The sequence below is a fragment of the Proteus genomosp. 4 str. ATCC 51469 genome (assembly GCF_003144375.1).
Classification (GTDB): Bacteria; Pseudomonadota; Gammaproteobacteria; order Enterobacterales; family Enterobacteriaceae; genus Proteus.
Genome location: NZ_PENV01000021.1, coordinates 42,800 through 69,336, shown reverse-complemented (window position 1 = coordinate 69,336; position 26,537 = coordinate 42,800). Strand labels below are relative to the sequence as shown.

The 26,537-nt window shown below is 39.0% G+C and carries 19 protein-coding genes; 12 read left to right on the top strand and 7 right to left on the bottom strand.

Features of this window, described 5'->3' with window-relative positions; all coding sequences use genetic code 11:
* Positions 1–14 precede the first annotated feature (14 nt).
* A complete protein-coding gene (argC, locus tag DK866_RS17405) occupies positions 15–1,019 on the bottom strand; it encodes an N-acetyl-gamma-glutamyl-phosphate reductase (RefSeq protein ID WP_109409926.1) in 1,005 nt (334 codons plus the stop codon).
* A gap of 100 nt (positions 1,020–1,119) precedes the next feature.
* Here argC and argE point away from each other — a divergent pair, with 100 nt between their 5' ends.
* On the top strand, positions 1,120–2,283 hold the full coding sequence (gene argE, locus DK866_RS17400; RefSeq protein ID WP_109409925.1) for an acetylornithine deacetylase: 1,164 nt from the start codon (positions 1,120–1,122) through the stop codon (positions 2,281–2,283).
* Positions 2,284–2,364: 81 nt separating this feature from the next.
* Here argE and poxB read toward each other — a convergent pair whose 3' ends face one another.
* Positions 2,365–4,089, bottom strand: a complete 1,725-nt coding sequence (gene poxB / locus DK866_RS17395; RefSeq protein WP_109409924.1) for a ubiquinone-dependent pyruvate dehydrogenase — start codon at positions 4,087–4,089, stop codon at positions 2,365–2,367.
* Positions 4,090–4,658: 569 nt separating this feature from the next.
* Here poxB and DK866_RS17390 point away from each other — a divergent pair.
* Genes DK866_RS17390 through DK866_RS17380 form a run of 3 tightly spaced genes read left to right on the top strand, consistent with a single transcriptional unit; the run spans position 4,659 to position 7,104 of the window.
* Positions 4,659–5,480 (top strand): DUF3100 domain-containing protein, encoded by an 822-nt coding sequence (locus DK866_RS17390; protein WP_109409923.1) that lies wholly within the window; start codon positions 4,659–4,661, stop codon positions 5,478–5,480.
* Positions 5,477–5,926 carry a hypothetical protein gene (locus DK866_RS17385; protein ID WP_006534124.1) on the top strand — a complete coding sequence of 150 codons (450 nt, stop codon included), beginning with the start codon at positions 5,477–5,479 and terminating at the stop codon, positions 5,924–5,926. The genes DK866_RS17390 and DK866_RS17385 overlap by 4 nt, the downstream gene beginning before the upstream one ends.
* A complete protein-coding gene (locus DK866_RS17380; protein WP_109409922.1) occupies positions 5,926–7,104 on the top strand; it encodes a M20 metallopeptidase family protein in 1,179 nt (392 codons plus the stop codon). The genes DK866_RS17385 and DK866_RS17380 overlap by 1 nt, the downstream gene beginning before the upstream one ends.
* A gap of 70 nt (positions 7,105–7,174) precedes the next feature.
* On the opposite strand, the gene DK866_RS17375 is transcribed toward DK866_RS17380, so the two are convergent.
* Positions 7,175–8,188 carry a LysR substrate-binding domain-containing protein gene (locus DK866_RS17375; protein WP_109409921.1) on the bottom strand — a complete coding sequence of 338 codons (1,014 nt, stop codon included), beginning with the start codon at positions 8,186–8,188 and terminating at the stop codon, positions 7,175–7,177.
* A gap of 709 nt (positions 8,189–8,897) precedes the next feature.
* On the opposite strand from DK866_RS17375, the gene proP reads away from it, so the two are divergent.
* Genes proP through DK866_RS17360 form a run of 3 tightly spaced genes read left to right on the top strand, consistent with a single transcriptional unit; the run spans position 8,898 to position 12,858 of the window.
* On the top strand, positions 8,898–10,400 hold the full coding sequence (proP, locus tag DK866_RS17370) for a glycine betaine/L-proline transporter ProP (protein ID WP_109409920.1): 1,503 nt from the start codon (positions 8,898–8,900) through the stop codon (positions 10,398–10,400).
* Between the two features lie 10 nt (positions 10,401–10,410).
* Positions 10,411–11,841 (top strand): deoxyribodipyrimidine photo-lyase, encoded by a 1,431-nt coding sequence (gene phrB / locus DK866_RS17365; protein WP_109409919.1) that lies wholly within the window; start codon positions 10,411–10,413, stop codon positions 11,839–11,841.
* A gap of 39 nt (positions 11,842–11,880) precedes the next feature.
* Positions 11,881–12,858, top strand: coding sequence for a glycosyltransferase (locus DK866_RS17360; RefSeq protein ID WP_109409918.1), 978 nt, complete (start codon positions 11,881–11,883; stop codon positions 12,856–12,858).
* Between the two features lie 61 nt (positions 12,859–12,919).
* On the opposite strand, the gene ppc is transcribed toward DK866_RS17360, so the two are convergent.
* Positions 12,920–15,556 (bottom strand): phosphoenolpyruvate carboxylase, encoded by a 2,637-nt coding sequence (gene ppc, locus DK866_RS17355; protein WP_109409917.1) that lies wholly within the window; start codon positions 15,554–15,556, stop codon positions 12,920–12,922.
* 654 nt (positions 15,557–16,210) lie between these two features.
* On the opposite strand from ppc, the gene DK866_RS17350 reads away from it, so the two are divergent.
* Complete coding sequence (locus DK866_RS17350) at positions 16,211–16,948, top strand: cyclase family protein (RefSeq protein WP_109409916.1); 738 nt, start codon at positions 16,211–16,213, stop codon at positions 16,946–16,948.
* Between the two features lie 407 nt (positions 16,949–17,355).
* Here DK866_RS17350 and DK866_RS17345 read toward each other — a convergent pair whose 3' ends face one another.
* Both DK866_RS17345 and metB read right to left on the bottom strand, forming a co-directional pair.
* Positions 17,356–19,794: a bifunctional aspartate kinase/homoserine dehydrogenase II gene (locus DK866_RS17345; protein ID WP_109409915.1), complete on the bottom strand. Its 2,439-nt coding sequence runs from the start codon at positions 19,792–19,794 to the stop codon at positions 17,356–17,358.
* A 9-nt stretch (positions 19,795–19,803) separates the two neighbouring features.
* On the bottom strand, positions 19,804–20,964 hold the full coding sequence (gene metB, locus DK866_RS17340) for a cystathionine gamma-synthase (RefSeq protein ID WP_109409914.1): 1,161 nt from the start codon (positions 20,962–20,964) through the stop codon (positions 19,804–19,806).
* Between the two features lie 282 nt (positions 20,965–21,246).
* On the opposite strand from metB, the gene metJ reads away from it, so the two are divergent.
* On the top strand, positions 21,247–21,564 hold the full coding sequence (gene metJ / locus DK866_RS17335) for a met regulon transcriptional regulator MetJ (RefSeq protein ID WP_006534139.1): 318 nt from the start codon (positions 21,247–21,249) through the stop codon (positions 21,562–21,564).
* 135 nt (positions 21,565–21,699) lie between these two features.
* On the opposite strand, the gene rpmE is transcribed toward metJ, so the two are convergent.
* Entirely contained in the window at positions 21,700–21,912 is a 213-nt protein-coding gene (gene rpmE, locus DK866_RS17330; protein WP_006534140.1) for a 50S ribosomal protein L31, read from the bottom strand.
* A 203-nt stretch (positions 21,913–22,115) separates the two neighbouring features.
* On the opposite strand from rpmE, the gene priA reads away from it, so the two are divergent.
* The 3 genes from priA (at position 22,116) to ftsN (ending at position 26,522) form a co-directional block, all read left to right on the top strand.
* Positions 22,116–24,317: a primosomal protein N' gene (priA, locus tag DK866_RS17325; protein WP_109409913.1), complete on the top strand. Its 2,202-nt coding sequence runs from the start codon at positions 22,116–22,118 to the stop codon at positions 24,315–24,317.
* A 305-nt stretch (positions 24,318–24,622) separates the two neighbouring features.
* Positions 24,623–25,654 carry a DNA-binding transcriptional regulator CytR gene (gene cytR / locus DK866_RS17320; protein ID WP_036933288.1) on the top strand — a complete coding sequence of 344 codons (1,032 nt, stop codon included), beginning with the start codon at positions 24,623–24,625 and terminating at the stop codon, positions 25,652–25,654.
* Positions 25,655–25,724: 70 nt separating this feature from the next.
* Positions 25,725–26,522, top strand: coding sequence for a cell division protein FtsN (gene ftsN / locus DK866_RS17315; RefSeq protein ID WP_109409912.1), 798 nt, complete (start codon positions 25,725–25,727; stop codon positions 26,520–26,522).
* Positions 26,523–26,537 lie beyond the last annotated feature (15 nt).

Below are 26,537 nucleotides of genomic sequence, written 5' to 3'. Positions count from 1 at the left end.
TCCCTACTCATTATTTAAATAAGTGATTCGGTTTCAGCGAAACCAAACCGAATATTCATACATTGCACCGCCTGCGCTGCGGCCCCTTTTAACAAGTTATCTTCAACACCTACCACAATCAGATGTTCACCTTGTTGAGCAAACCCGATATCACAAAATGCAGTTCCTACCACGGCTTTTAATGCAGGTAATCCTTTGTCATAAACACGCACTAATGGCTTGTCTTGATAAGCTTCATCAAAGACTTGTCTGATTTTCTCTTGCGTCACGCCTGCTTTTAATTTACAGGTGATAGTGGCTAAGATCCCTCTGGCAAAATTGCCTAAGTGAGGGGTGAAAATCACATCAATGCCCAGATGTGTTGCAATCTCAGGTTGATGACGATGAGTAAACACACCATAAGGTTGCAAACTCACTTCACAAAAACTGCTGGTTAAAGAGGCTTTTCTACCCGCACCACTTACACCGCTGGTGGCATTAATGACTGGCCATTGCGCGGTATCTAACAGTCCCGCTTCCACTAAGGGTTTTAATGACAACTGAGATACCGTTGGATAACACCCTGGCACAGCAATTAATTGCGCCTGACTGATAATGTCAGCATTCCATTCAGCTAATCCATAAACTGCCTGTGATAACCAATCTGTATTCTTATGCTCGAATCCATAGTATTGTTGATAAAAATGCTTGTTTTGTACTCGATAGGCACCCGATAAGTCGAACACCACACAACCTTGCTCTAAAAAAATCGGGGCAATATCATGGCTGACCTCATGGGCTGTTGCTAAAAAAACGATATCAATATTTTCAGCCGCTTTAACAACATCAACCATTGGCTCTAAAGGGAGATCTACTAAGCCACGATATTGAGGATGAAGTTCAGAAAAGCGCTTTCCTGCATCTGCACTTTGAGCTGATACCATCAGTCTGCTCAAATTCACATGAGGATGCTGCTGAAGATAGGCGGCTAATTCAGCGCCAGTGTAACCACTTGCTCCTACAATCAGAGTATTTAACATGTCATTCTTACCTTGTACTATGAACACAAACCGATTAATGTATTTTTATTCAAAAAAAGTGCATGAATATTGATACTATTATGAAGAAAGGCTGTCAACAGTGAATATTAAATTACCTACATTTATTGAGATTTATCGTCAATTAATTGCAACGCCCTCTATCAGTGCTACAGATGCTAAGAACGATCAAAGCAACGAATCGCTGATTAATTTGCTTGCTAATTGGTTGGAAACATTAGGTTTTTCAATTGAAATTCAACCTGTACCTGAAACTCGAGGAAAATTTAACCTTTTAGCAACATTAGGAACAGGAAAAGGCGGGTTATTACTCTGTGGTCATACTGACACGGTGCCATTTGATGAAGGTCGTTGGACACAAGATCCTTTTACACTGACAGAAAAAGAAAATAAGTTATATGGCTTAGGCACCGCAGATATGAAAGGCTTTTTTGCTTTTATTCTTGATGCATTACGAGATGTAGATACTAAGACGTTAACTCACCCTCTTTATATTCTCGCCACGGCAGATGAAGAAACCTCTATGGCAGGTGCACGTTATTTTGCCGCCAATACAACAATCCGCCCTGATTTTGCCATTATTGGCGAACCAACATCCCTAAAGCCGATTCGTGCTCATAAAGGGCATTTATCAAATGCAATACGCATTACAGGGCAATCAGGACATTCTAGCGATCCAGAAAAAGGGGTGAATGCGATTGAGCTAATGCATGAATCCATTACTCACCTTAGTACACTGCGCGATACGCTAAAAACACGCTATAACAACCCTGCATTTGTTATCCCTTATCCGACCATGAACTTTGGTTATATTAATGGTGGTGATGCAGCAAATCGGATTTGTGCTTGCTGTGAATTACATATGGATATTCGCCCATTGCCTGGGCTTACATTGCAAGATTTAGATGATTTACTACACGAAACATTAGCGCCCGTAAAAGCACGTTGGCCGGGGCGCTTAAATGTTGAAGCACTACATGATCCTATTCCCGGTTATGAGTGCCCGACCGATCATAAAATGGTTGCAGTCATTGAAAAGTTATTAGGTGAGAAAGCACAAACGGTGAACTACTGTACTGAAGCGCCATTTATTCAAGATCTCTGCCCTACCTTAGTATTAGGCCCAGGTTCAATTGAACAAGCCCACCAGCCTGATGAATTTATTGATATGGCATTTATTGAGCCAACTCGTAAATTGATGGGGCAATTAATTGAAAACTTCTGTTTAACAGAAAAAGCGCAATAATAAAAAACCCTATCGGCTTAATGTTGATAGGGTTTTTATCTTCAATTAATACTCTAAATAATTCGAGTTACGGGTAGGCGATTAGCGTAACCAATTAGTTTTGGCTAGTTGAACAATTTCATCACCTCGACCATTAATAATCGCTTTCATCATATACAAGCTAAAACCTTTTGCCTGTTCAAACTTAATTTCAGGAGGCATAGAAAGCTCTTGTTTTGCAGTTACCACATCCACAATCACGGGGCCATCATGTTCAAAAGCCTCTTTCAGTGCCTTATCCAGATCTTCACCTTTTTCAACGCGAATACCTTTGATACCAGATGCATTAGCAATGGCAGCAAAATCAGGGTTATGCAAATCTGTGCCATCAGTTAAATAACCACCGGCTTTCATCTCCATCGCCACAAAACCTAATACGCTGTTATTAAAAATAATCACTTTCACTGGCAAATTCATTTGCGCTAACGAGATAAAATCGCCCATTAACATGGTGAATCCACCATCACCACACATTGCAACAACTTGGCGTTTTCTATCTAATGCTTGTGCACCAATAGCTTGAGCCATTGCATTTGCCATAGAGCCATGATTAAACGAGCCCAGCAAACGGCGTTTTCCATTCATTCCTACATAACGAGCCGCCCACACTGTTGGTGTTCCGACATCACAGGTAAAAATGGCATCATCATTTGCCAACTCACTCAATTTGCGTGCTAGATATTGTGGATGAATAAGTTCTCGTTCACTTGGTTGTGCAAGTGCATCCAAATCTTGTCGTGCTTTTGCGTAATGTTTCAATGAGGCATCAAGGTGAGAGGTATCTGTTTTCTCTTTTAAACGAGGCTGTATCGCATTTAGCGTTGCTTTAATATCACCAATCATTGCCATATCGACATGACAATGTGAACCGAGGCTATTTGGATTAATATCGATTTGAATAATATTGGCTTTTGATGGATAAAACGCACGATAAGGAAATTGTGTTCCTAATAGCACCAGTGTATCTGCATTTTCCATCGCATGGTAACCTGATGAAAAACCAATTAATCCTGTCATGCCTACACTGTACGGATTTTTCCATTCAATGTGCTCTTTGCCTCGTAATGCATGTACAACAGGTGCTTTTAAAGTTTGAGCCAATTTAATCACTTCATCGTGTGCCTGAGCGCACCCTGCACCACACATTAAAGTAATATTTTTTGCGTTATTCAGTGCATCAGATAATTTTTCGATTTCAAAACGATTAGGCATAACCAATGGAAACTGCAACGGATACCAATTTTCATGTGCATCTTCTGGAGCTGGTTTTAGCGCAACATCCCCCGGTAAAACGACAACCGCTACCCCTTTTTTCAAAATCGCGGTTCGCATGGCGATAGCAAGAATTTGCGGGATCTGCTCTGGGTTTGAGACTAATTCACAATAATGACTGCATTCACGGAAAAGCTCTTGAGGATGAGTTTCCTGAAAGTAATTGCTACCAATTTCAGCAGAAGGAATATGCGCAGCAATGGCTAGCACAGGAACATGATTACGATGGCAATCAAAAAGTCCATTGATAAGATGTAAATTTCCCGGTCCACAAGAGCCCGCACAAACCGCCAATTCTCCATTGACTGCGGCTTCTGCGCCTGCAGCAAATGCGGCCACTTCTTCATGGCGGGTTCCCATCCACTCAATCGTTCCCATCTTTCGCAAGCTATCACTTAATCCATTGAGAGAATCGCCTGTCACGCCCCAAATACGTTTTACACCTGCATTATGGAGTACTTTAGCAATATAGGTTGCAACTGTTTGCTTACTCATGGTGATGTCTTTCCTCAGTTTTGGGTGAATTGTATCTCTGTGAGCTAAGCCTATTTCCTTGTGTTTTTTGATCTCTTTCCTTCACTTACTTACAGAGAAATTTGTTTCATTAACTCAAATATAAAGAATAACACCAATCACTATAATGTCACTGTCGTGATAAAGTTAGCATCGGTAAAAAATGTAAAAATAAAATATCACTTCCAAATACATTCATTAAATTTATAATAATCGCATTAAATAAGAATATATCTCATTAATAACGTATTATTATTTACTAAATAATGGACAAAAGTTATCTATAGGATTATTTTAATAATTAAAATAATTTTTAATTATTATTTTTCACATCACATCTTTATTAACAATTAAGCTGACTCATTTCAGCCTTACCCACTGTCTTTATTAAAAAATTTAACTTTCTTCTATTTGTTAATAAATTTATCACCATTGTATTATTTCATACCCCATGAAAAAGAGGTATGAAGTAAACATGACATTGGTCACGCTACCTTTTGCTTTTTGTCCTCTAAAATAAAGCCTGATTATTTTTCGACGGAGATTAACGGATGGACAAAAGTAGAAGTCCGATAAAGGTTTTCTTTATTAGTATTCTGGCAGTCCTTTTCTTAATTTTTATTTCACAATACGTGATTGGTAAAAAAGAAATTAAGATTGGCATTGCAGTAATACCTATTCTACCAATGCTCTTTGCTGTCATTATTGGTATGTGTATATCTGCTGGATTTACCCGTAAAAAAATTAAAGTATGGGGTAAATTATTTACAGAAAAAGAAGAAGGCTTCTGCGGTAAAATGGTAGGTTTTAGCCTACTTATTTTAGGTACGCAATATGCAGGAATGATTGTTCCTAATATTAAAATGATTTTAAGTGTCGGTGTTCCTTTATTTATTCAAGAACTCGGAAACTTATTACCTGTATTAATTGCAGTTCCATTAGCAATTAAATTTGGATTTGGTCGTCGTGCAATTGGTGCTTGTTCATCTATTAGCCGTGAACCTTCTATTGCTGTAATTCAAGGTAAGTTCGGTACAGGCTCACAAGAATATATTGGTGTATTAGCCATCTATTTATGTGGTTCTGTTATTGGTACTTTGTGGTTTAGTGTATTAGGTAGTATTGCTCCATTAACAGGATTACACCCACTTGCACTTGCTGCAGGCTCTGGCGTGGGTTCTGGTTCAATGTTAAGTGCTGCATCAGGTGCGTTAATTAATGGTCTTGATGAAGCATTAGCACAGCAAGTATTAAGTGTTGCCGCCGCATCTAACTTATTATCATCAGCACTTGGCGCACTGTCATTAACCTATTTAGGTTTACCTCTTTCAGAAAAAATTTATAAAATTTTCACCAGAGGCAAAACTGCATGAAAAATATAATTATTGATATGAAATTTGTATTCGTTGCTATTTTACTGGCAATGTTTACTCAGACGTTAACATCAGGGATCGCTCTTTATGCAATGTGGGATAGCTTTATTGCTATGTCATTAGTGGTATTTATTTCACTCGTTGCAAAACATTATTTACCTTCATCTTTACCAACATTTGCTTATGCAACAATTATTGGGATACTTATTTGTTTACCCGAAACACCAGTAAGAGATTTCTTTATTAGTTCTATTGGTAAAGTCTCTTTCTTATCTTGTTGTGTTCCTTTATTAGCATTTGCTGGTTTATCTGTTGGTGGTCAATTAGAAGAACTTAAGAAAATGTCATGGAAAGTTATTCTTATTTTCATGATTGTTTCAACATGTTGTTTCTTTGGAGCATCAATCGTCGCGCAAATTGGATTTACTATCCAGGGAGTTATCTAATGAATAATATTTATAATGTCAGTGAAAAACTCTTTCAATTAAATGACTTTAGTAAAAAAACACGACAAGACTTGCACAAAATACCTGAGTTATCAGGTGAAGAATATAAGACATCAAAGTATTGCCGTGAATTAATGGAAAGTTTTGGTTATCAAATTAGAACTTTTGATGGATATACCGGTTTTACTGCTGACTTAATTGTTAATGCTGAATTTCCATTAATTGCCATCCGTGCTGATATGGATGGATTAGAAATGCCAGACTTAACTAATAATGAACATAGCTCAATTCACCAAGGCTGTGCGCATAACTGTGGTCACGATACTCATATGACCATGGCATTAACCAGTGCAAAATATCTTGCCGAAAATAAAGAAGAGATGAGTGCGAACGTCCGCTTTATTTTCCAAATGGCTGAAGAAGATATGCGTGTTCCTGGTGCTGAAAAAATGGTTGAAATGGGTTGCATGGAAGGCGTTGATGAAACCTACGCACTTCATAATGATGCAGCTATTGAAACTGGTTGTGTACGCTTTAATGATGGCGTGATGTCATCTTATGGCTCAGCATGGACATTAGATGTTTATGGCGTTTCTGCACATGGTTCAACACCACACAAAGGTTTAGATGCCATTCGTGAAGCGACTCGCTTAATTGATTATATGGATTATGTTGTTGCGAAAAAAACAGATCCATTTAGCCCTGCAGTCTTTGGTTGTGGCATGATCAATGGGGGAACTATCCCTAACGCATTAGCTGACCACGTTCAAGCTCGCGGTACTATCCGTTCTATGGATGAAAATACTGACCAAGTACTGAAAGCAAGTTTTGATGAAATTGTGGCTCGTAGTACAGCTGGTGGATTTAAAACCACATTAAGTTATAGCGGATATCCTGCTGTTGTGAATCATCCAACTGCGCATCAGCGTTTATTAGATGCAATGCGTAAATTCTTACCTGAAGAGAATATTGAATCGAACGGTAAGCCAATGACAGGCAGTGAAGACTTTAGCTATATGGTTAACGCGACTAAAGGCAAAGTCGGAGCCATGTTCTTCTTAGGAAGTGGTAACCAAGCGAAAGGAATTAATAATTACCTTCACGCAAATCCTTATTTTGTCGATGATGATTGTTTATTAGTTGGTGCTCAGATTTTTGTTAACATTCTGACCCGCTAATCTTTTATTATTCTGCCCAAAGCCCGTTATTGCCCCGCAAAACGGGCTTTTTTCTATTCTGATCTGATGTCTATTCTGCAACGCTATTATTGATATTTACAGAGCGTAAATCAGGTAATTCTTGGTAGACCTCTTTACTATGCCATTGGCTTTCCCACTGCTCTGGCATCTGAATAATATTTTTATCAATATGAGGAGCATAAAGAGAAATAAACTCATGCATATAATCTTTCATATGCGTATGTTTACTGACACAGATATGGGTATAACTCGGTTGTACAAGATGATCGATGTTTATACATTTTAATGCACCACTATCTTCCGTTTCATCATAAGAAGCCGTTGCAATAACACCAATACCTAAATGACGCTTAACGTAATATTTAATAATCTCTGTATCCGTTGCCGTTAATGCTACTTTGGGCTTAAGATTATTTTTATAAAATACCTTGTCTAACTTCGATCCCCGAGTAAAACCAAAAACATAAGTAATTAATGGATACTCAGCCATTTGTTCAATAGTGACTTGTTCATCATCTTGTAATTCAGCAAGAGGATGGTCATAAGGAACGAGTAAACTACGTGTCCAGCGATAACAAGGCAGAGTAATTAAATCTTTATACAAGTGCATAGACTCTGTTGCTATAGCAAAATCCACATCACCATTTTTGACCATTTCCGCTAATTGAGCTGGTGCTCCTTGATGAAAATGCAAGGAAATATTAGGGTAATAACGCCGAAAATGGTCAATAACATTGGGCAATGAATAGCGAATTTGGGTATGTGTTGTCGCAATATGCAAATCAACTTTTTTATTACGATCTTCTTCAGCCACAATGCTTTTAATTCGATCAACTTGCCCGAGAATATCGCAGGCAATTTTATGCACTTCTTTACCCATTGGGCTTAATGCCAATAAATTATTATTTTTACGGACAAACAGAGACACACTGAGCTCATCTTCTAATATTTTGAGTTGTTTACTAATTGTGGGTTGAGAGGTGTAGAGTTTTTCAGCCGCATTAGTAATGTTGAAATTATTTTTTACGACTTCAACAAAGCTTTTCAGTTGATTAATGTTCATAGAGGTACCTGGGTTAATCTGCACAAATGCGCGGTTAATTATTAATTTTATAAATTTTTATTCTAAATATGAGTAATAGATAAACTATCTTTAATATCTCTATCGTGATATCTCGTCATACTATCTTGATTTAATCTTATAATAAGAATAGCGAGATCTATTCTATTATCCACACATTCACTTTAACTATTCGAAAGAATAATAAAGCAAAATAAGGTGTTATTATTTTCTACTTATCTATCAACCTTTGTATTATGCACAATACTCATACAAATGCGTTAGCCTGAATCAAAAAAACAATAAACCAGCCTAACATCATGTTATTAAAATAGAATTTTAATTTTTACTTCACGATTTTATTGCAAATACTTTCCCTTTACTTAAGCTAAATTTACAATCACTAACACCATAAATTTTACAGAAAAGCAGAATTACGTTATGATAACGATCACATTTTAATACTTAGAGGCTATGTTTTGTTATATCAAAACAACAAAGAAAACTTCCTATTACCTTATTCAATCTCATCTATACTTAATAAATATTCTCTTATCTATTAACTTAATATCACTATTTAATTTTGGTAGAAGTAAGCTGTTTTTTAGTGAATTTTTATCACTCACTCTTCTCGCTAACAAATAGTCACTTCATTTCTTTTAATTAATTGAATAACAAGAAATTACGAATACCTTAATAAAGGTCACTTAATATGAAAATGAAGAAAAAAAGAAATAAACCACTACAAATCAATGATATAACCATTATTGATGATAGTAAGCTCAAAAAAGCCATTACTGCTGCCGCATTAGGTAATGCCATGGAATGGTTCGATTTTGGTGTTTATGGCTTCCTCGCTTACGTTTTAGGTCAAGTCTTCTTCCCTGGAGCATCACCTGGCGTACAGATGATTGCGGCTCTTGCCACTTTCTCTGTACCTTTCTTGATAAGACCATTAGGGGGTGTTGTTTTTGGAATGCTAGGGGATAAATTCGGTCGGCAGAAAGTGTTATCTGTCACCATCATTATTATGGCACTCAGTACGTTTGCCATCGGTCTTATCCCTGCATATGAAACCATCGGTATTTGGGCACCAGTCTTATTATTACTTGCCAAGCTAGCACAAGGTTTCTCTATTGGTGGTGAATATTCAGGAGCAGCAATTTTCGTTGCTGAATACTCACCAGATCGTAAACGTGGATTTATGGGAAGCTGGTTAGATTTCGGTTCCATCGCCGGCTTTGTCATGGGTGCGGGTGTTGTTGTACTTATCTCAACTATTTTGGGTGAAACCGCATTTCATGAATGGGGATGGCGTATTCCGTTCTTCTTAGCATTACCGTTAGGTCTTATTGGCTTATATTTACGTCATGCTTTAGAAGAAACACCTGCATTCCAACAACACGTTGATGCAATGAATAGCGACGACCGAAAATCTATTCAAGATCCACCTCGTGTTTCATTACGTGAAATCGCATCAAAATATTGGAAAAGTTTAACCGTATGTGTAGGTTTAGTGATTGCCACTAATGTCACCTACTATATGTTATTAACCTATATGCCGAGTTATTTATCTCATAACCTAAATTATTCGGCAGATCACGGTGTACTGATCATCATCGCGATTATGATAGGTATGTTGTTCGTACAACCTGTAATTGGGTTATTGAGTGACAAAATTGGCCGTAAACCCTTTGTTATTGGCGGTAGTATTGGCTTATTTGTCCTTGCTTACCCTGCGTTTATGATGATTAACAGTGATGAAATCGGTTTGATTTTCTTAGGATTATTAATTCTTGCGGTTTTACTTAACTGTTTTACAGGAGTAATGGCATCCATTTTACCTGCCATATTCCCGACCCATATTCGTTATAGTGCATTAGCAATCGCATTTAATATCTCAGTATTAATTGCGGGTGCAACACCAACAGCTGCTGCATGGTTAGTTGAAGCGACCGGTGATTTATATATGCCTGCTTATTATCTGATGATTGTTGCCGTTGTCGGTTTGATCACAGGGATTAAAATGATTGAAACTGCCAACAAACCGTTACGTGGAGCAACACCGGCAGCATCTGATAAATCAGAAGCTAAAGAAATTTTATCAGAGCACTATGATAGTATCGAACACCGTGTTGAAGATATCGAAGCGGAAATTGAAGCATTGCAGAAAAAACGCCAAGCCCTTATCGATCAACATCCTAAGTTAGATTAAGAGAGGTTACATGCACCCGTCCCCTGTTCATTTAGTTTGGTTTCGTAATGATTTAAGAGTGATGGATAACAAAGCACTCTTTAATGCTTGCCAAGATAAACACGCACAGGTGCATGCCCTTTTCACTATTACGCCTGAACAATGGAAAGCTCATCATATGGCTTTGTCATGTCAGGCATTTATTCATGATGCATTACTTAATCTTTCGATATCGCTGGCAAAACTTAATATTCCACTAACATTAGTGATTAGTGACACTTATTCAAATGCCGCCAATGAAGTCGCACACTATTGTCAACAACATCAAGTTACCGCGCTTTTTTTCAATCACCAATATGCCCTTAATGAGCAACGCCGTGATAAAAAAGTCACAGAATTACTAGAGAACAAGACAACCGTTTATGCCTATCATGACAATGTGTTTATTCCACCGGGTAATGTAGTCACCCAACAAGGAGAGATGTATAAGGTTTTTACTCCCTTTAGAAATGCATTCTTGCGGCTCTTTTTTTCACAAGATAACGCTTCGTTACCTATTCCAGAGATCAGAACACATCAAAAAGCGGTATCACCTTTAAAAGCCCCGTTGTTTTCACTTGAAAATATAAGCTCACCCTCTTTTATCGCCACTGAAGAAGAAGCACTTAAACGTTTAAAACAATTCTGTTATGAAAGCGCCCCACATTATACAAAATGGCGGGACATTCCTGCAGTAGATGGCACAAGTCGATTATCCCCTTATCTTTCGATTGGATTATTGTCTATTCGCCAATGTTTTAATCGCCTATACCAAACAGAGCCTGATTTTTTAGAAAACAGTGCATCAGGTGCTTTTGTGTGGTTTAACGAATTGGTTTGGCGAGAGTTTTATCAACACTTAATTGTGGCTAATCCCCATTTATGCAAACACATTGCCTTTCAGCTTTGGACAGAAAAAATTAATTGGCGCAATGATAAAGAGGAATTTAATGCTTGGGCACAGGGTTTAACTGGATTTCCTATTATTGATGCTGCCATGAGACAACTTAATCAGACTGGTTGGATGCATAACCGTTTACGTATGCTCACAGCAAGTTTTCTTATCAAAGATTTGTTAATTGATTGGCGTTGGGGTGAACGTTATTTTATGTCACAACTTATTGATGGCGATTTCGCATCAAATAATGGTGGCTGGCAATGGGCCGCGTCCACAGGAACCGATGCAGTACCTTATTTTCGAATATTCAATCCCACAACCCAAGGCCGTAAGTTTGATCCCGATGGCGAATTTATCCGTCATTGGCTTCCGGAGCTAGCCAATGTGCCTAGTCGGTATATTCACACACCTCATGAGTGGGCAGCAAAAACCAATAATCCTCTTGATTACCCATTACCCATAGTTGATCACGCCAAAGCACGAATAAGAGCGATTGAGTCTTATGAAGAGGCAAAAAAAGGGTAAGATAGTAAAACTTTATTTATTGATAATTGGCTCAATCTTGTGAAAACACCCCAAATTTCTGTCATCGTTCCTATGTTTAATGAAGCGTCTCGTATTACGAGATTATTGGATAGTGTGATCACTCAAACTTTCACCGATATTGAAGTCATTATTATTAATGATGGTTCGACAGATAATAGTGCTGAAATCGCAACGTCTTATTGTCAAAAAGATGCACGTGTAAAGATTCATCATCAAACTAATCAGGGATTATCTAGCGCAAGAAACACAGGTTTAAAATATGCCCAAGGCGAATGGATAGTTTTTTTTGATAGTGATGATTTTATCAAGCCTGAATTACTTGCACATTGGTATCAACTAGCCGTTACGCAACACGTTGATGTGTTAATTGGCAATGGCGAACGATTCAATCCAAGTGATCTTAAAAAGCACCAAAGACCAATCCATCAACGACAACCTTATCAAAAAGTCATCAAAGGCAGTGAGTGGATCATTTATGCCGTCACTCAACATCAATGGCCACATTTCGTTTGGTTGCAATTAATCCGGCATGACTTAATAAAAAAATACCAACTTCGATTTATTGAGGGGCTTTATCATGAAGATATTCTGTGGACAACACAATTAGCACTTGCTGCAGAGAGAATAGGTTTTGATAACCAACCTCTCTATTATTACTGTGCTAATCCTGACTCTATTACACGTAAACCCGATCCACAAAAAGAAGCCAAACGAACACAAAGTTATTTGCAGATAATCTTACAACTATTAAAAGAAGCCGATAAACAATCTGATCAGTTATTAGCAAAAGCACTCCGCCAACAGGCCATTCGTGAGTTAGGCAGTTTTTTTATTCTTTTTCGTAAATGTTGTGATGCAAAAAATCAAAAAATAATCGCAAAACAATTTTCTAGTTGCGCTTTATTTTCCTCTCTCAATAAAGGAGTAACTGATTGGCATCAACGCTGGTTTATTTTTCGTGTTAACTGCATTTTATTTATCACATCTTTAAAATAAATAAGCATAAAAAAAACAGCGCCTAATTAAGCGCTGTTTTTAATTTTTAACTCGTGAAGTACTAACCAGTATTACGCATACCTGCCGCAATACCAGCGATTGTAACCATTAGCGCTTGTTCAATTCGAGGATCAGACTCGCTATGAGTACGAGAGCGCTGCAATAATTCAGCCTGAAGTACGTTTAATGGATCGGTATACACATTACGTAGTGCAATAGATTCTGCAACCCATGGTAAATCAGCCATTAAGTGCTCATCTTTTGAAATTGCCAAGACACTCTTTATATCATCGGAAAGTTGTTGGCGTAATTTCGCTCCTAATGGCCATAAACGCTCCTCAACTAAACGTTGATCATAATATTCTGCTAACCATAAATCCGCTTTGGCATACACCATTTCCAACATAGCAATACGTGTATTGAAGAACGGCCAGTTTTCACACATATCGTCTAATACCGCTTGTTTTCCGCTATCAATTTCATGCTGTAATGCAGCACCAGCACCTAGCCAAGCAGGTAACATTAAGCGATTTTGTGTCCATGCGAAGATCCACGGGATAGCACGCAAAGTTTCAACACCACCCGTTGGGCGACGTTTGGCAGGACGTGAACCAAGAGGTAATTTTCCTAATTCCCCTTCAGGGGTTGCCGCCCTAAAGTAAGGCACAAAATCTTCTTGTCCTCGAACATAGTCACGATACATTGCACAAGAAACGTCAGACAATGAATCCATCACTTCAATCCAAGGAGCTTTAGGCTCTGGAGGTGGCAATAAATTTGCTTCTAAAATCGCACCAGCATAGTGAGCAAGGCTACTGATTGTCACTTGTGGCAAACCAAACTTAAAGCGGATCATTTCACCTTGCTCAGTTACACGTAGGCCACCTTTCAGGCTTCCCGGTGGTTGAGAAAGTAATGCCGCATGAGCTGGCGCACCGCCACGACCAATAGTACCGCCCCGTCCATGGAATAACGTTAATGTCACGCCTGATTTTTCACAGAGTTTGATCAACGAATCTTGAGCTCGATATTGTGCCCATGACGCAGCCATCACACCGGCATCTTTTGCAGAGTCTGAATAGCCAATCATCACCATTTGCTTGTCATCAATTAAATCGCGATACCATGGAATATCAAACAAACGCGTCATCACGCTTTCAGCGTTATTTAAGTCTTCAAGTGTTTCAAATAACGGCGCAACAGGTAAGCGAATATCCGCACCCGCTTCTTTTAATAAAAGTTTTACTGCTAATACATCAGAAGGCACTTTTGCCATTGAGATGACATAAGAAGCGATAGAATCTTTTGGTGATTGTGCAATAACACGGCAAGTCTCAAAGACTTCTTGTGTTGGGGCGCTAGGTTGCCAATTTGTAGGAATAAGAGGACGCTTAGAGTTTAATTCTTCCAGTAAGAATGTTTGTTTTTGCTCTTCCGACCAAGCTGCATAATCCCCCAACTCTAAATATTGTGTTAATTCAGAGAGCGCTTCTGTGTGATTGGTACTTTCTTGACGAATATCCAGTTTAACCAGTTGTAAGCCAAAACAACGGATACGACGTAATGTATCTAATAGTTGCCCATTAGCAATAATACGCATACCGCACTGAGTCAGCGATTGATAACACGCATATAGCGGTTCCCAAAGCTCTGCATTATCAATTAATAACCCTTCAGGTGGCAGAGATTGTTGGCCTTTAATGCGTTGTTCTAAATAATCGCGGGTTACTTGTAAGCGAGTACGTAACTGTTTAGCAATTTCACGATAAGGCTCTGCAACTTCAGCACCACCCGCCAATTCACGTAGTTCAGGTGTACTTTCTGTCATCGAAAGTTCTGAAACAAGGACTTGGATATCATTTAAGAATAAATCAGCGGCTTTCCAACGGCTTAATAGTAAAGCGTGGCGTGTGATCTCAGCTGTCACATTTGGGTTACCATCACGATCTCCCCCCATCCATGATGTAAAACGAATAGGTGAGGCTTCTACAGGTAAGTTGTAGTCTATCGATTCTTTAAGTTGTTCATTAAATTCACGTAGGAAAGCGGGAACCCCTTCCCATAAGCTATTTTCAACAACAGCAAAACCCCATTTTGCTTCATCAATTGGCGTTGGACGAATTTTTCTAATTTCATCTGTGTGCCATGATTGAGCAACTAACTGGCGTAAGCGACGCATAATATTCGTGCGTTCATAATCGGCTAAATCATCATGATCGAGTTGAGATAAACAAGTATTAACTTCAACCAGCTTATGGATCAGTGTACGACGTGCAATTTCGGTTGGATGCGCCGTTAATACCAGCTCAATAGAGATTTGTTCTACGGCTTCTTTTAATTGTGCATCCGTAAAATTCTTATCTTTCAGTCGAGAGATTAATTTTGCCAATGCCACCGGATTACTCGCAGCTTCACCATGAGGTGAAATGCTATGGTATTGTTCGGCTACATTCGTCAGGTTCAAGAATTGATTGAATGCTCTAGCAACAGGTAATAATTCATCATTAGAGAGATTCTGTAACGTGAGTAGCAGCTTTTGTCGCTGCACTTCATTACCTGCTCGTGATGATTTAGATAGTTTTCGAATAGATTCAACCTTATCTAAAATTTCTTCACCAAGTGCTTCTTTTATCGTATCTCCAAGTAGCTTGCCAAGCATACTGACATTGCTACGCATAGCAGAATATTGTTGATTCATGAGACTCCTGACCTTGTCTTTGTGGCGGTAACAACATGCATCTTCCTATCAGAAAAGTCATGTCCTCCCAGTTGTGTAATTAACTTTCATTTCTAATGTGACTTTATTTTGATTTTTGTGATAAGCCACACTGCTTTTTTTACTTAGCCTACTATTCATATCAGAAAATAATCGTTTTGGGGGATTTTTCTGAAATTTAATTACGACTTTAGTCTTATAAGAATGGCTAATATTCGTGTTGTTTTAGCTCAATTTTGCCAAGAATAAGGACATTTTTTCGTTTCTTATCTACTAAGAAGAGTTTTTTACTAGAAAGGAGGGAATATGTGAAAATTTATCTGGCGAAAAATTTAGATGATTTTTTTTAATATTGATAATTTGTCTGGTCTATTTTTACTTTTTAGCCTACTTCTCTGATGTGTTATAACCAATAGCGCTATCTCATACCTTATTTTTCTTATCTTTTTTTACTCACTCTGTCAGATTAAGATTTTTATTATCAAATAGGTTTAACGCTTTATTTTATTTTTTCTTTACATTTATTATCACTCAAACAAACCCAATTTTGTTTAAAAAAATCAAATTCAACATCCATAACATTAAAAATGCTCAAATCGCACTATTACTATTTTGGTTATCAGACAGGGGAAGCCAATGAAAAATGAATTAATTAATGCACTTTCTATTATTAAATCTAAAAAATGGGTCGATTTAACACACAGTTTTGATAAAGATTCGCCTCATTTTTTTATGTTTGATCCCGCGCAGTTTAAAACCCTTTTTGATTATCAAGATGGCTTTTTTGCGCAGCAATTTACATTTCCAGGTCAATACGGTACGCATATTGATGCACCTTGCCATTTTGTTCCTAATACTCGCTATCTGCATGAATTAGAACTGAAAGAATTGGTACTCCCATTGATTGTTATTGACCAATCAGAGCGTGCAAAATTGGACGCTAATTTCTCATTTTCAAAAAATGATATTCTTGAATTTGAAAAACAGCACGGTGAAATTGAAGCGGGTACTTTTGTCGCATTACGTACTGATTGGAGCAAGCGCTGGCCTTCACAAGAGGCGATGGATAACAAAGATGCTGAAGGAAAAAATCAAATTCCGGGTTGGGGGATTGATGCTCTCAAATTCTTATTTGAAGAACGAAAAATAAAAGCCATTGGTCATGAAACATTTGATACAGATCCAGCAAAAGAATTCCATAAAAACAATGCGTTATTAGGTGAGTATTACGTATTGGAACAGGATACTTATCAAATTGAATTAATGACTAATTTAGATCAACTTCCCACTCGTGGGGCTGTTATTTTTAACATTGTAGCCAAACCCAATAATGCTAGTGGTTTCCCTGTACGTTCTTTTGCTATTTTGCCTTAAAAACGAATAAAGCGCTGAAAATTCAGCGCTTTAAATTAAGAATAACGAATTGTTCTTTCAGTAAATTAAATTGTCTGTTGTAAAACACGTGGTAAATCGAATTGTACTCTTAATAACGTTCAAATACGTTGTAACTGTACTTCAACTTCCACTCAAGACGCTTAAATTTCACATCATGAGCTACTGACAATAGTTCTCTTTAGCTTGATGGTTCACCTCCGTCATTTCATTTCTTAGTGGGACAATCTGTCTTACTACTTTTGACATCAATCGCTCCTTTGTGACTAGAGATACTTCAAGTATAGCCAAAGAATTTAAAAAAATTGAGTGATATGACACAAAAATGACAAAAGGTTATCAGCATAAACTAACCTGCTGATAACCTTTATAAAAAAGAAATAATTAAATTATAGTAATTGAGAGAGGCGGTTTAAATCTGATTGAATTGCGCCAGCGGTCACATCTCTTCCTGCTCCCGGCCCTCTTATGATCAGTGGATTATCACGATACCAACGACTTTCAATCGCAAACAAATTATCTCCGGGTAACAATGAGGCCAGTGGATGATCTTTTCTCACTGCTTCCACACCCACTTTAGCTTTTCCATTGGCATCAAAACGCGCGATATACCGCAATACCATATCCATTTCATTTGCTGCTGCTAATCGCTGTGCCATCTGCTCATTGATCAACGCACTGTTATCAAAGAATTCTTCTAAAGAACCTGTCTCAGCTTGTACTGGCACTAAAGATTCAACTCGTACTTGCTCTGGCTCGATGTCATAACCTGCTTCACGAGCAAGAATAACCAACTTACGCATGACATCTTGTCCTGATAAATCAATTCGCGGATCTGGCTCTGTTAACCCTTGTTGCCATGCTTGTTCTACCAATTCACTAAACGGCACAGAGCCATCAAATTGTAAGAATAACCACGATAATGTACCTGAGAAAATACCACTAATTGATAAAATGGAATCGCCACTTTCACGTAAATCGCGCACTGTATGATTAATCGGTAAACCGGCACCTACAGTGGCATTATATAACCAGTGACGGCCAGTTTTAGAGAAAGCATCTCGTGTGGTGCGATAGCGCAAACTTGATGCAGAGCCTGCAATTTTATTAGCGCTAATAACATGAAAACCATAGCTAGCAAAATCTTCATAAGATGCAGCAAGGGACTCATTCGCCGTAATATCAACAACCACTAAATCATCATAAGGGTGTGCTCTCATCCAAAGATAAAGTGAGTCTTCAGTATGTTCTGTGGCTTCTTCATCAAAAAAAGCCAAGGCACGACTAGGATCAATGCCTTGATAATCAAGTAAACTACGACGACTATCAACGACACCCGCAAGAATAAATTCAAAATCACTGCGTGCGGATAACGGCTCTTGTTCACGAGCAAAAAGCTCTAACCAACGAGAACCAATATTTCCTTTACCAAACAGCACTAAGCCAATTTGTTTTTCAGCTCTAAATAATGTTTGGTGTAAACCTTGTAATAGATGCTCAGTATAATTGCGCAATACAGCGACTAAACTGATGTTATCTTCAGCATGCCAAATAAATTCAACTGGTTGATCTTTAAGTTGCTGATAAAAACGATGGCAATGCAGTGGATTTTTACACACACCTGCACCAACTAACGCCACTAAAGAGAACCCTTCACGTAAATGTAATTTACCCGGCAAAACTGCGTCTTGTAATACATCTAAAGCACTGTTAGCCACTTCACTGGTATAACAAAGTTGTAAAAGTTGGCTGTCTTTATCCACGCCAGTTGCTAAAGGACGAATTTGCGCACGCTTAAGTAATTCATCAACTTCTTTTGCTACTTGCTCAAAGTTTTGATGGGATGAGAGTTGTAGCTCAATTAAACAAACATCGTCGTGGCTTGTGACTATCTTTGCACCAGTTCCTGATGCTAAGACACGTTCTATGCGTGTAGAACCCTGCTCTGGTTGATAACTACAACGAAGTTGCAAATCAATGTTACTACCTGATACGGGTTGCAATGTACGTGTATGTAAAACTGGGGCGGCTAAACGCGCCAATTCACTGGCTTCATCTAAACGTAATAGAGGTAATAAGCAGGCATCTTTAACTTTACGTGGGTCAGCGCTATATACCCCCGCAACATCACTCCAAATTGTCACTTTTCCGACATCAGCTAACGCACCGACTTGCGTCGCTGAATAGTCACTGCCATTACGCCCCAATAAAACCGTTTCACCTTGTTGGTTACGACTAATAAAACCAGTGACTACAAAACGGCTTTCAGGATGCTTGGCTAATAGTGATTGCAATAATGGCCGAGATAACGTTTCGTTCACTTGAGGCTGTGCGGCTCTTTCAGCACACAAAAATTCACGGGCGTCTAACCAAACACTCGGTAAACCTTGTTCAGTCAGTAATTTTGCCATTAATTTCGCAGACCAAATTTCACCATGACCGACAACTTCGGCATAAGTCGCATCTGTAATAGGTTTATCAAGCAAATAACTCAAACGTTCGAGATCAGCAATAAAGGCTTGAGAGAGAAGTTCCGCATTCTCTTTTGAAAGAAGTCCTTCAATTAATGATAATTGGTAACGTCGTAATGTTTGCTGAACCTGATGCGCTGAAATGCGATCACTTTGACTCAGCTTGAGCCAGCTAATTAGCTGATTAGTTGTTGATCCTGCTGCTGAAACCACCATAAGATCATTAGGTTGGCTATAGTTTGTCATGATATTCACGACACGTTGATAACATTTTATGTCTGCAAGACTGCTACCACCGAATTTATGTAACTGGCGGCAAATCGGTTCCGCCTGTTGTTTAATTGCCACTACGCTCATGATCCATGGTTACCTTTTAGTTGCTGCATCAAACGCACTTTGCAAATCGTTAATTAAATCCTGACTATCTTCAATACCTACAGAGATCCGAAGCAATGAGGGAGTGATCCCCGCTATTTTTTTCGCCTCATCTGACATACCTGCATGTGTCATCGTGGCAGGGTGACAAATTAAGGTTTCTACCCCACCTAAAGATTCTGCCAGTGTAAAGAGTGTTAATTGAGATAAAAAGAGTTTAATCACCGCCAATCCCCCTTTTAACTCAAAACTTAACATCGCACCGAAACCTTGCTGCTGTTTTTTTGCTATTTGATGGCCTGCATGATTTTCCAGTGCGGGGTAATATATTTTCTCGACTAAAGATTGTGTCTGTAAAAATGCCACTAATGCCTGTGCATTTTCTTGTTGAAGTCGAATTCGTGGCACGAGGGTTCTTATACCTCGTAATAATAAATAGCTATCAAACGCACCAGATGTCACACCGATATTATTTGCCCACCAGCTTAACTCCTCAAGCAATTTCTGACTCTGACAGATAACAACACCTGCCACAATATCAGAATGCCCATTAAGATATTTTGTACAGGAATGCACAACGATATCTGCGCCTAATGTTAGCGGCTTTTGCAAAACAGGGCTCATAAAGGTGTTATCCGCCACCACTAAAGCCCCTTGTTGATGAGCCAATTCACTGATCTTTCGAATATCCGTTATTCTCAGTAATGGGTTGCTAGGTGTCTCAATAAAAACAATTTTAGGCTTGTGAGCCAAAGCTTGCTGTAATGCAACATCATCATTTTGATCAACAAAAATGACACGATAAGCTCCACGTTCTTGTTGACTATTAAACAGACGATAACTCCCCCCATAACAGTCATGAGGTGCAACAATGACATCACCTGGTTTAAGAAAAACTGTGCAAATTAAATGAATAGCTGACATTCCACTACTTGTGACAACTGCGCCTACGCCACCTTCTAGTTCTGCTAATGCTTTTTGCACCATATCGCGTGTTGGATTACCTCGGCGAGAATAATCATGGTCACGAGGTTGATTAAATTCTAAAAAATTATAGGTACTAGAAAGATAGATAGGCGGTACTACACAACCAAATTGTGAGTCTTCATTTAGCCCATTATGGATAGCAATTGTTGCTGTTTTCTTCGTCATACAGGCACCTTGTCACAGCGATAAGAGGGAAAGTCGACAACAGCATATCTAATTAGACACCAAGACGTCAATACATCTAGACATCTAAACTCCTTTACGGATAGATTAAGTAATGAAATAATAGCCAAATTAAGGATATCACCAGTGACTATTACTTTTTCTCTCACCTTCAGTCAGAACAGTCGGTGGTTTTAGAAAAGTCATGATAAACTGGTATCGCCCATCAGAATGTGGGTTAACCCTATTCTGACTTCAACTAAATGATATTAATAAAGGTAATCCATGGCTGAATGGAACGGTGAATATATCAGCCCTTACGCTGAGCATGGCAAAAAGAGTGAGCAAGTTAAGAAAATCACAGTTTCAATTCCGTTGAAAGTGTTGAAAATTTTAACCGATGAACGCACTCGCCGTCAGGTTAATAACCTAAAACATGCAACCAATAGTGAATTATTGTGTGAAGCATTTTTGCACGCATTTACCGGACAGCCTCTCCCAAATGATGAAGACTTACGTAAAGAACGTAACGATGAAATCCCTGAAGAGGCAAAAGAAATAATGCGCCAGCGCGGGGTTGATCCCGATACTTGGGAGTATTAATCAGCGTCGATTTATTGACTAATTGCTTGATTAACACGAACAAAAAAGCCCAAAGCAAAAACTTTGGGCTTTTTTTCAATTCCAAACTGTCCGCAAGATATTAGGCTTTGCTGATATCTTGTGACAACAAATATCTTATTTGCTGCCTGGGATTTTGAAACGTTTGTTGAACAGATCAACACGACCACCGGTTGCAACATCACGTTGTTTACCAGTATAGAATGGGTGGCATTTATCACAAACGTCCAGATTCAGGTTGTGACCTGCTGTGGAGTTGATTTTCATAACGTTACCGCAAGAACAAGATGCAGTAATTTCTTCGTATTTAGGATGGATATCTTTTTGCATGGAAAACCTCTACTAAGGCCGTGTCGCCATTCAGCCCACAGCCGAACACCACACGTCGTGTTGATTGAAATTAAGTGTCTGGTAATTTATCTACCAAAGGGGGCGGATCATACAGAATATCCACTAAACGCGCAATGAAATCTGCACACTTTTTGTGATATTCTTAGCGTTACCTTTTCGCTAAAACACTCGGAAACCCTGATATGACTATAGTTCAGGTAATTTTACCTGTACCACTGTTCTCCTCCTTTGATTATCTGTTACCAGAAGAGATCAATGCGCCTGTTATTGGCAGTCGGGTGATTGTTCCTTTTGGGAATAAACGCCGTTCTCTTGGTATTGTCAAAGGACTCAGCGCACACAGTGAGTTTCCTATCGAAAAGCTAAAACCTATTGAGGAAATTCTCGACACTGAAACACTGTTCCCAGGTGTTCTGTGGGATATGTTAAATTGGGCTTCCGCATATTATCACTACCCTTTAGGGGAAGTATTATTTCATGCCATGCCTATTTTATTACGACAAGGCAAACCCGCTGAATTTACTCCGTTATGGCAATGGTATGCCACAGAAGAGGGAGCTAATCTCGACCTTAACAGTTTAAAAGGGGCGAAAAAACAGCAACAAGCCTTAGCCGCACTTCGTCGTACACCTTTATATCGCCATCAGCTTGATGAATTCGATATCACCACTGCAACACTCAATAACCTAAAAAAGAAAGAGTTTGCAGACTTACGCCCAATACAACCCGCCCCCATACATTGGCACAATGACTTTTCAGTGCAAGGTGAACGCTTTAAATTAAATACGGAACAAGCTATAGCGGTTGGTGCCATTACAGCTCAAGCTGATCAATTCTCACCTTGGTTGTTATTAGGGATCACCGGTTCAGGCAAAACAGAAGTTTACTTAAGTGTATTAGAAAAAATTCTCGCACAAGGTAAACAAGCTTTAGTTCTAGTACCTGAAATTGGCTTAACGCCTCAAACTATTCGTCGTTTTAAAGCACGTTTTAATGCCCCTGTAGATGTTTTGCATTCTGGATTAAATGATACAGAACGCTTAGCCGTTTGGTTACGAGCCAAACGTGGTGATAATGCGATTATTATTGGCACGCGTTCAGCACTTCTTACCCCTTTTCAACATCTTGGTATTATTATTATCGATGAGGAGCACGACAGCTCTTATAAACAACAAGATGGCTGGCGTTACCATGCACGGGATTTAGCGGTATTCCGTGCGAAACAAGAAAATATTCCTATCGTGATGGGAACAGCAACGCCATCAATTGAAACCAGTTTTAATGTTGAACAGAAAAAATATCAGCAATTAACACTCACCCAACGAGCAGGCAATGCGAAGCCCGCAACCGAACACTTAATTGATTTAAAAGGGCAACCACTCACAACAGGGCTGTCTCCTATTCTTATTAAAGCGATAAAAGAGCATCTAAATGCAGGAAACCAAGCCATGCTCTTTTTAAATCGTCGTGGATTTTCACCCGCATTGTTATGCCATGAGTGTGGATGGATAGCAGAATGCCCTCGCTGTGATCACTATTACACGCTACATCAAAAGCATGGCATGTTGCGTTGCCATCAATGTGATAGTCAACGACGAATTCCAGCGCAATGCCCACAATGCGGTTCAACGAATTTAATGCCTGTAGGGTTGGGAACAGAGCAACTTGAACAAGGGATTGGTGAGTTATTTCCTGATACGCCTGTAACACGAATTGATAAAGATACCACCAGCCGTAAAGGGGCTTTAGAGCAACAACTTGATGATATTTACCAAGGTGGCTCTCGCATTCTTATTGGTACACAAATGCTAGCCAAAGGGCATCATTTTCCCGATGTGACTTTAGTGGCTTTACTGGATGTTGATGGCGCTCTGTTCTCCAGTGATTTCCGTGCGGCCGAACGTTTTGCCCAGCTTTATACACAAGTATCAGGCCGTGCAGGCCGAGCAGGTAAGCAAGGCGCGGTATATTTACAAACTCACCAACCTGACCACCCTCTTTTATTAACGCTATTAGAGAAAGGCTATGATGCTTTTACCAAAGAAGCCTTACAAGAGCGACAAGCCACCTTCTTACCGCCTTATTCCAGCCATATAATGATCCGTTCAGAAGATCATAATAACCAACGTGCACCTCAATTTTTACGGCAACTCAAACAGTTTTTTGAACAACATCCAATGCGAGATCCCCATTTATGGGTTATGGGGCCGGTTCCTGCTATTCAAGCTAAACGTGGAGGGAACTATCGTTGGCAATTATTGCTACAACATCCTTCGCGGGGTTATTTACAAAAACTAATGTCCGTCACTTATCCTCAAATTGTGGCTTTACCTGAGAGTAAGAAAGTGAAATGGAATATTGATGTTGACCCAACAGATTGTTAATCGTCTTTTTATGTCTATTTGAATATATTTCAGTCAAATTTATGTTGAGAATAAAATTCTGATTAAATACTAGTTACAGTCCAAGACTATTTATCAATTTTGCGAACTAACTCATAAAAACGATTGGTATCACACTTTTTATGCAAACTAGGTAACAGTATCTATTTAAAAAGCGGGTAGAATAACAATTTAGAATATTTCTCGAATTAAAACCGTCGATAAAATCTTTTTTTGAGCACCGGCGGTTTTTTTGCAAATAAAAAAGCAATCGTTTAACTAAACCATCCAAAAGGGAGGTATGGGGTTTGCAACAGAATAATAAAGATAATACGCAAGCAACAATGAAAGATGTTGCCCTTGCAGCCGGCGTGTCCACAGCAACCGTGTCACGTACTTTAATGAATCCGGAAAAAGTATCCTCACAAACCCGTCAGAAAGTTGAACAGGCTGTTCTTGACGTGGGCTATTACCCACATAACCTGTCAAAAAATCTTAAGCGCAATGAGTCAAAAACGATCCTTGTGATCGTCCCTAACATCAGTGATCCTTTTTTTACTGATGTTGTGTGTGGCATTGAAGAAACTGCGGCACAACATGGTTATCTCGTTCTTATTGGTGATTGTAAACATCAGCAAAAACACGAAAATGCATTTATTAACCTCATTATCACCAAACAAATTGATGGTATGTTACTGCTTGGTTCACACATTCCTTTTGATGTTTCCAAAGAAGAGCAGAAAAACCTACCTCCAATGATCATGGCAAATGAGTTTGCACCTGAACTTGAGCTACCTACTGTTCATATTGATAATCTCACTGCCTCTTTTAGAGCAACACACTATTTACAGCAAATGGGTCATAAGCGTATTGCTTGTATTACAGGCCCAGAAGATATGCCTTTATGTCGTTATCGCTTACAAGGTTATATTCAAGCTATGCGTAGAACAGGTGTTCCTTTACGTGAAGACTATATTATTCGTGGTGATTTTACCCATGAAAGCGGTGCAGAAAGTCTGAAAAAACTGATTTCTTTACCTGAACCACCGACTGCCGTGTTCTGTCATAGTGATATTATGGCGATTGGCGTTATGTGGCAGGCGAAAAAATTAGGGTTAGAACTCCCAAAAGATCTCTCTGTTATTGGTTTTGATAATCTTGATATCACACGTTACAGCGAACCCGCACTAACAACGATGGAACAACCCCGTTATGAAATTGGACGTCAATCTATGTTGTTATTGCTTGATCAATTACAAGGTAGACCTGTCGCACCGGGTTCTCGTTTATTAGATTGTGAGTTAATTATAAGAGATAGTGTCTGTCAGCTTAAAAGCTAGGCAAAACACACTATGTTAAGTAACATATCGTTCGTGATACCTATTCCTTTAATTATCAGCGAATCGAACTGTGGCACAACGAGACTATGTGGGACGAGGGCAGACATCTGCTCGTCGTAAAAAAACAACGAAAAGTAAAAGTAAAAAGGCTGCTAAAGGGCTGCCTTTAACAACACTTATCGCGGCAATCGCAATTGTGGCGCTGTTTATCGGCGGCCTCTATTTTATTACGCATAATAAAAAAGAAGTCGTAGAAACAGCACCAGCAATCACTGGGCAACATCCAGCAAATAGTTTACCGCCTAAACCGCAAGAGCGTTGGCAGTACATTAAAGAACTGGAAAATCGCCAGGTGGGTACACCTTTATTGCCCGAATCTCCCTCTTCAGGTAGCCAGATTAATCCGAAAGCAACACTTTCACCTGAACAGCTGAGATTTTTACAACAAATTGAAGCAGATAAACGTCAACCTGCAGTTCAGTTACCCGAAGTCCCTTACAATGGGGAAGTTCCGCGCTCGCAAGTGATAGTAACACCACCAGCAACACCCCAGCCTTCTGTTGTTCAACAACCAACACAGACTCAACCAGAGCAAGCACCTGCACCGGCTGTTGTTACACCGCCTAAACCTGCTGTTACTGAAGCAAACTTTTTAGTGCAATGTGGCTCATTTAAAAATACAGAGCAAGCCGAATCAGTAAGAGCTACTCTGGCTTTTTCTGGTGTTGAAAGCCGAGTAACAAAAGGCAATGATGGCTGGATACGCGTATTATCAGGCCCTTACAGTAAAGAACAAGCCAATTCAGTAAGTAGACAAGCCGCCGGTGCTGGCGTATCCGGTTGTATTCTTCGCTCTTCTGGGGGTTGAAAAATAAATTTTCTC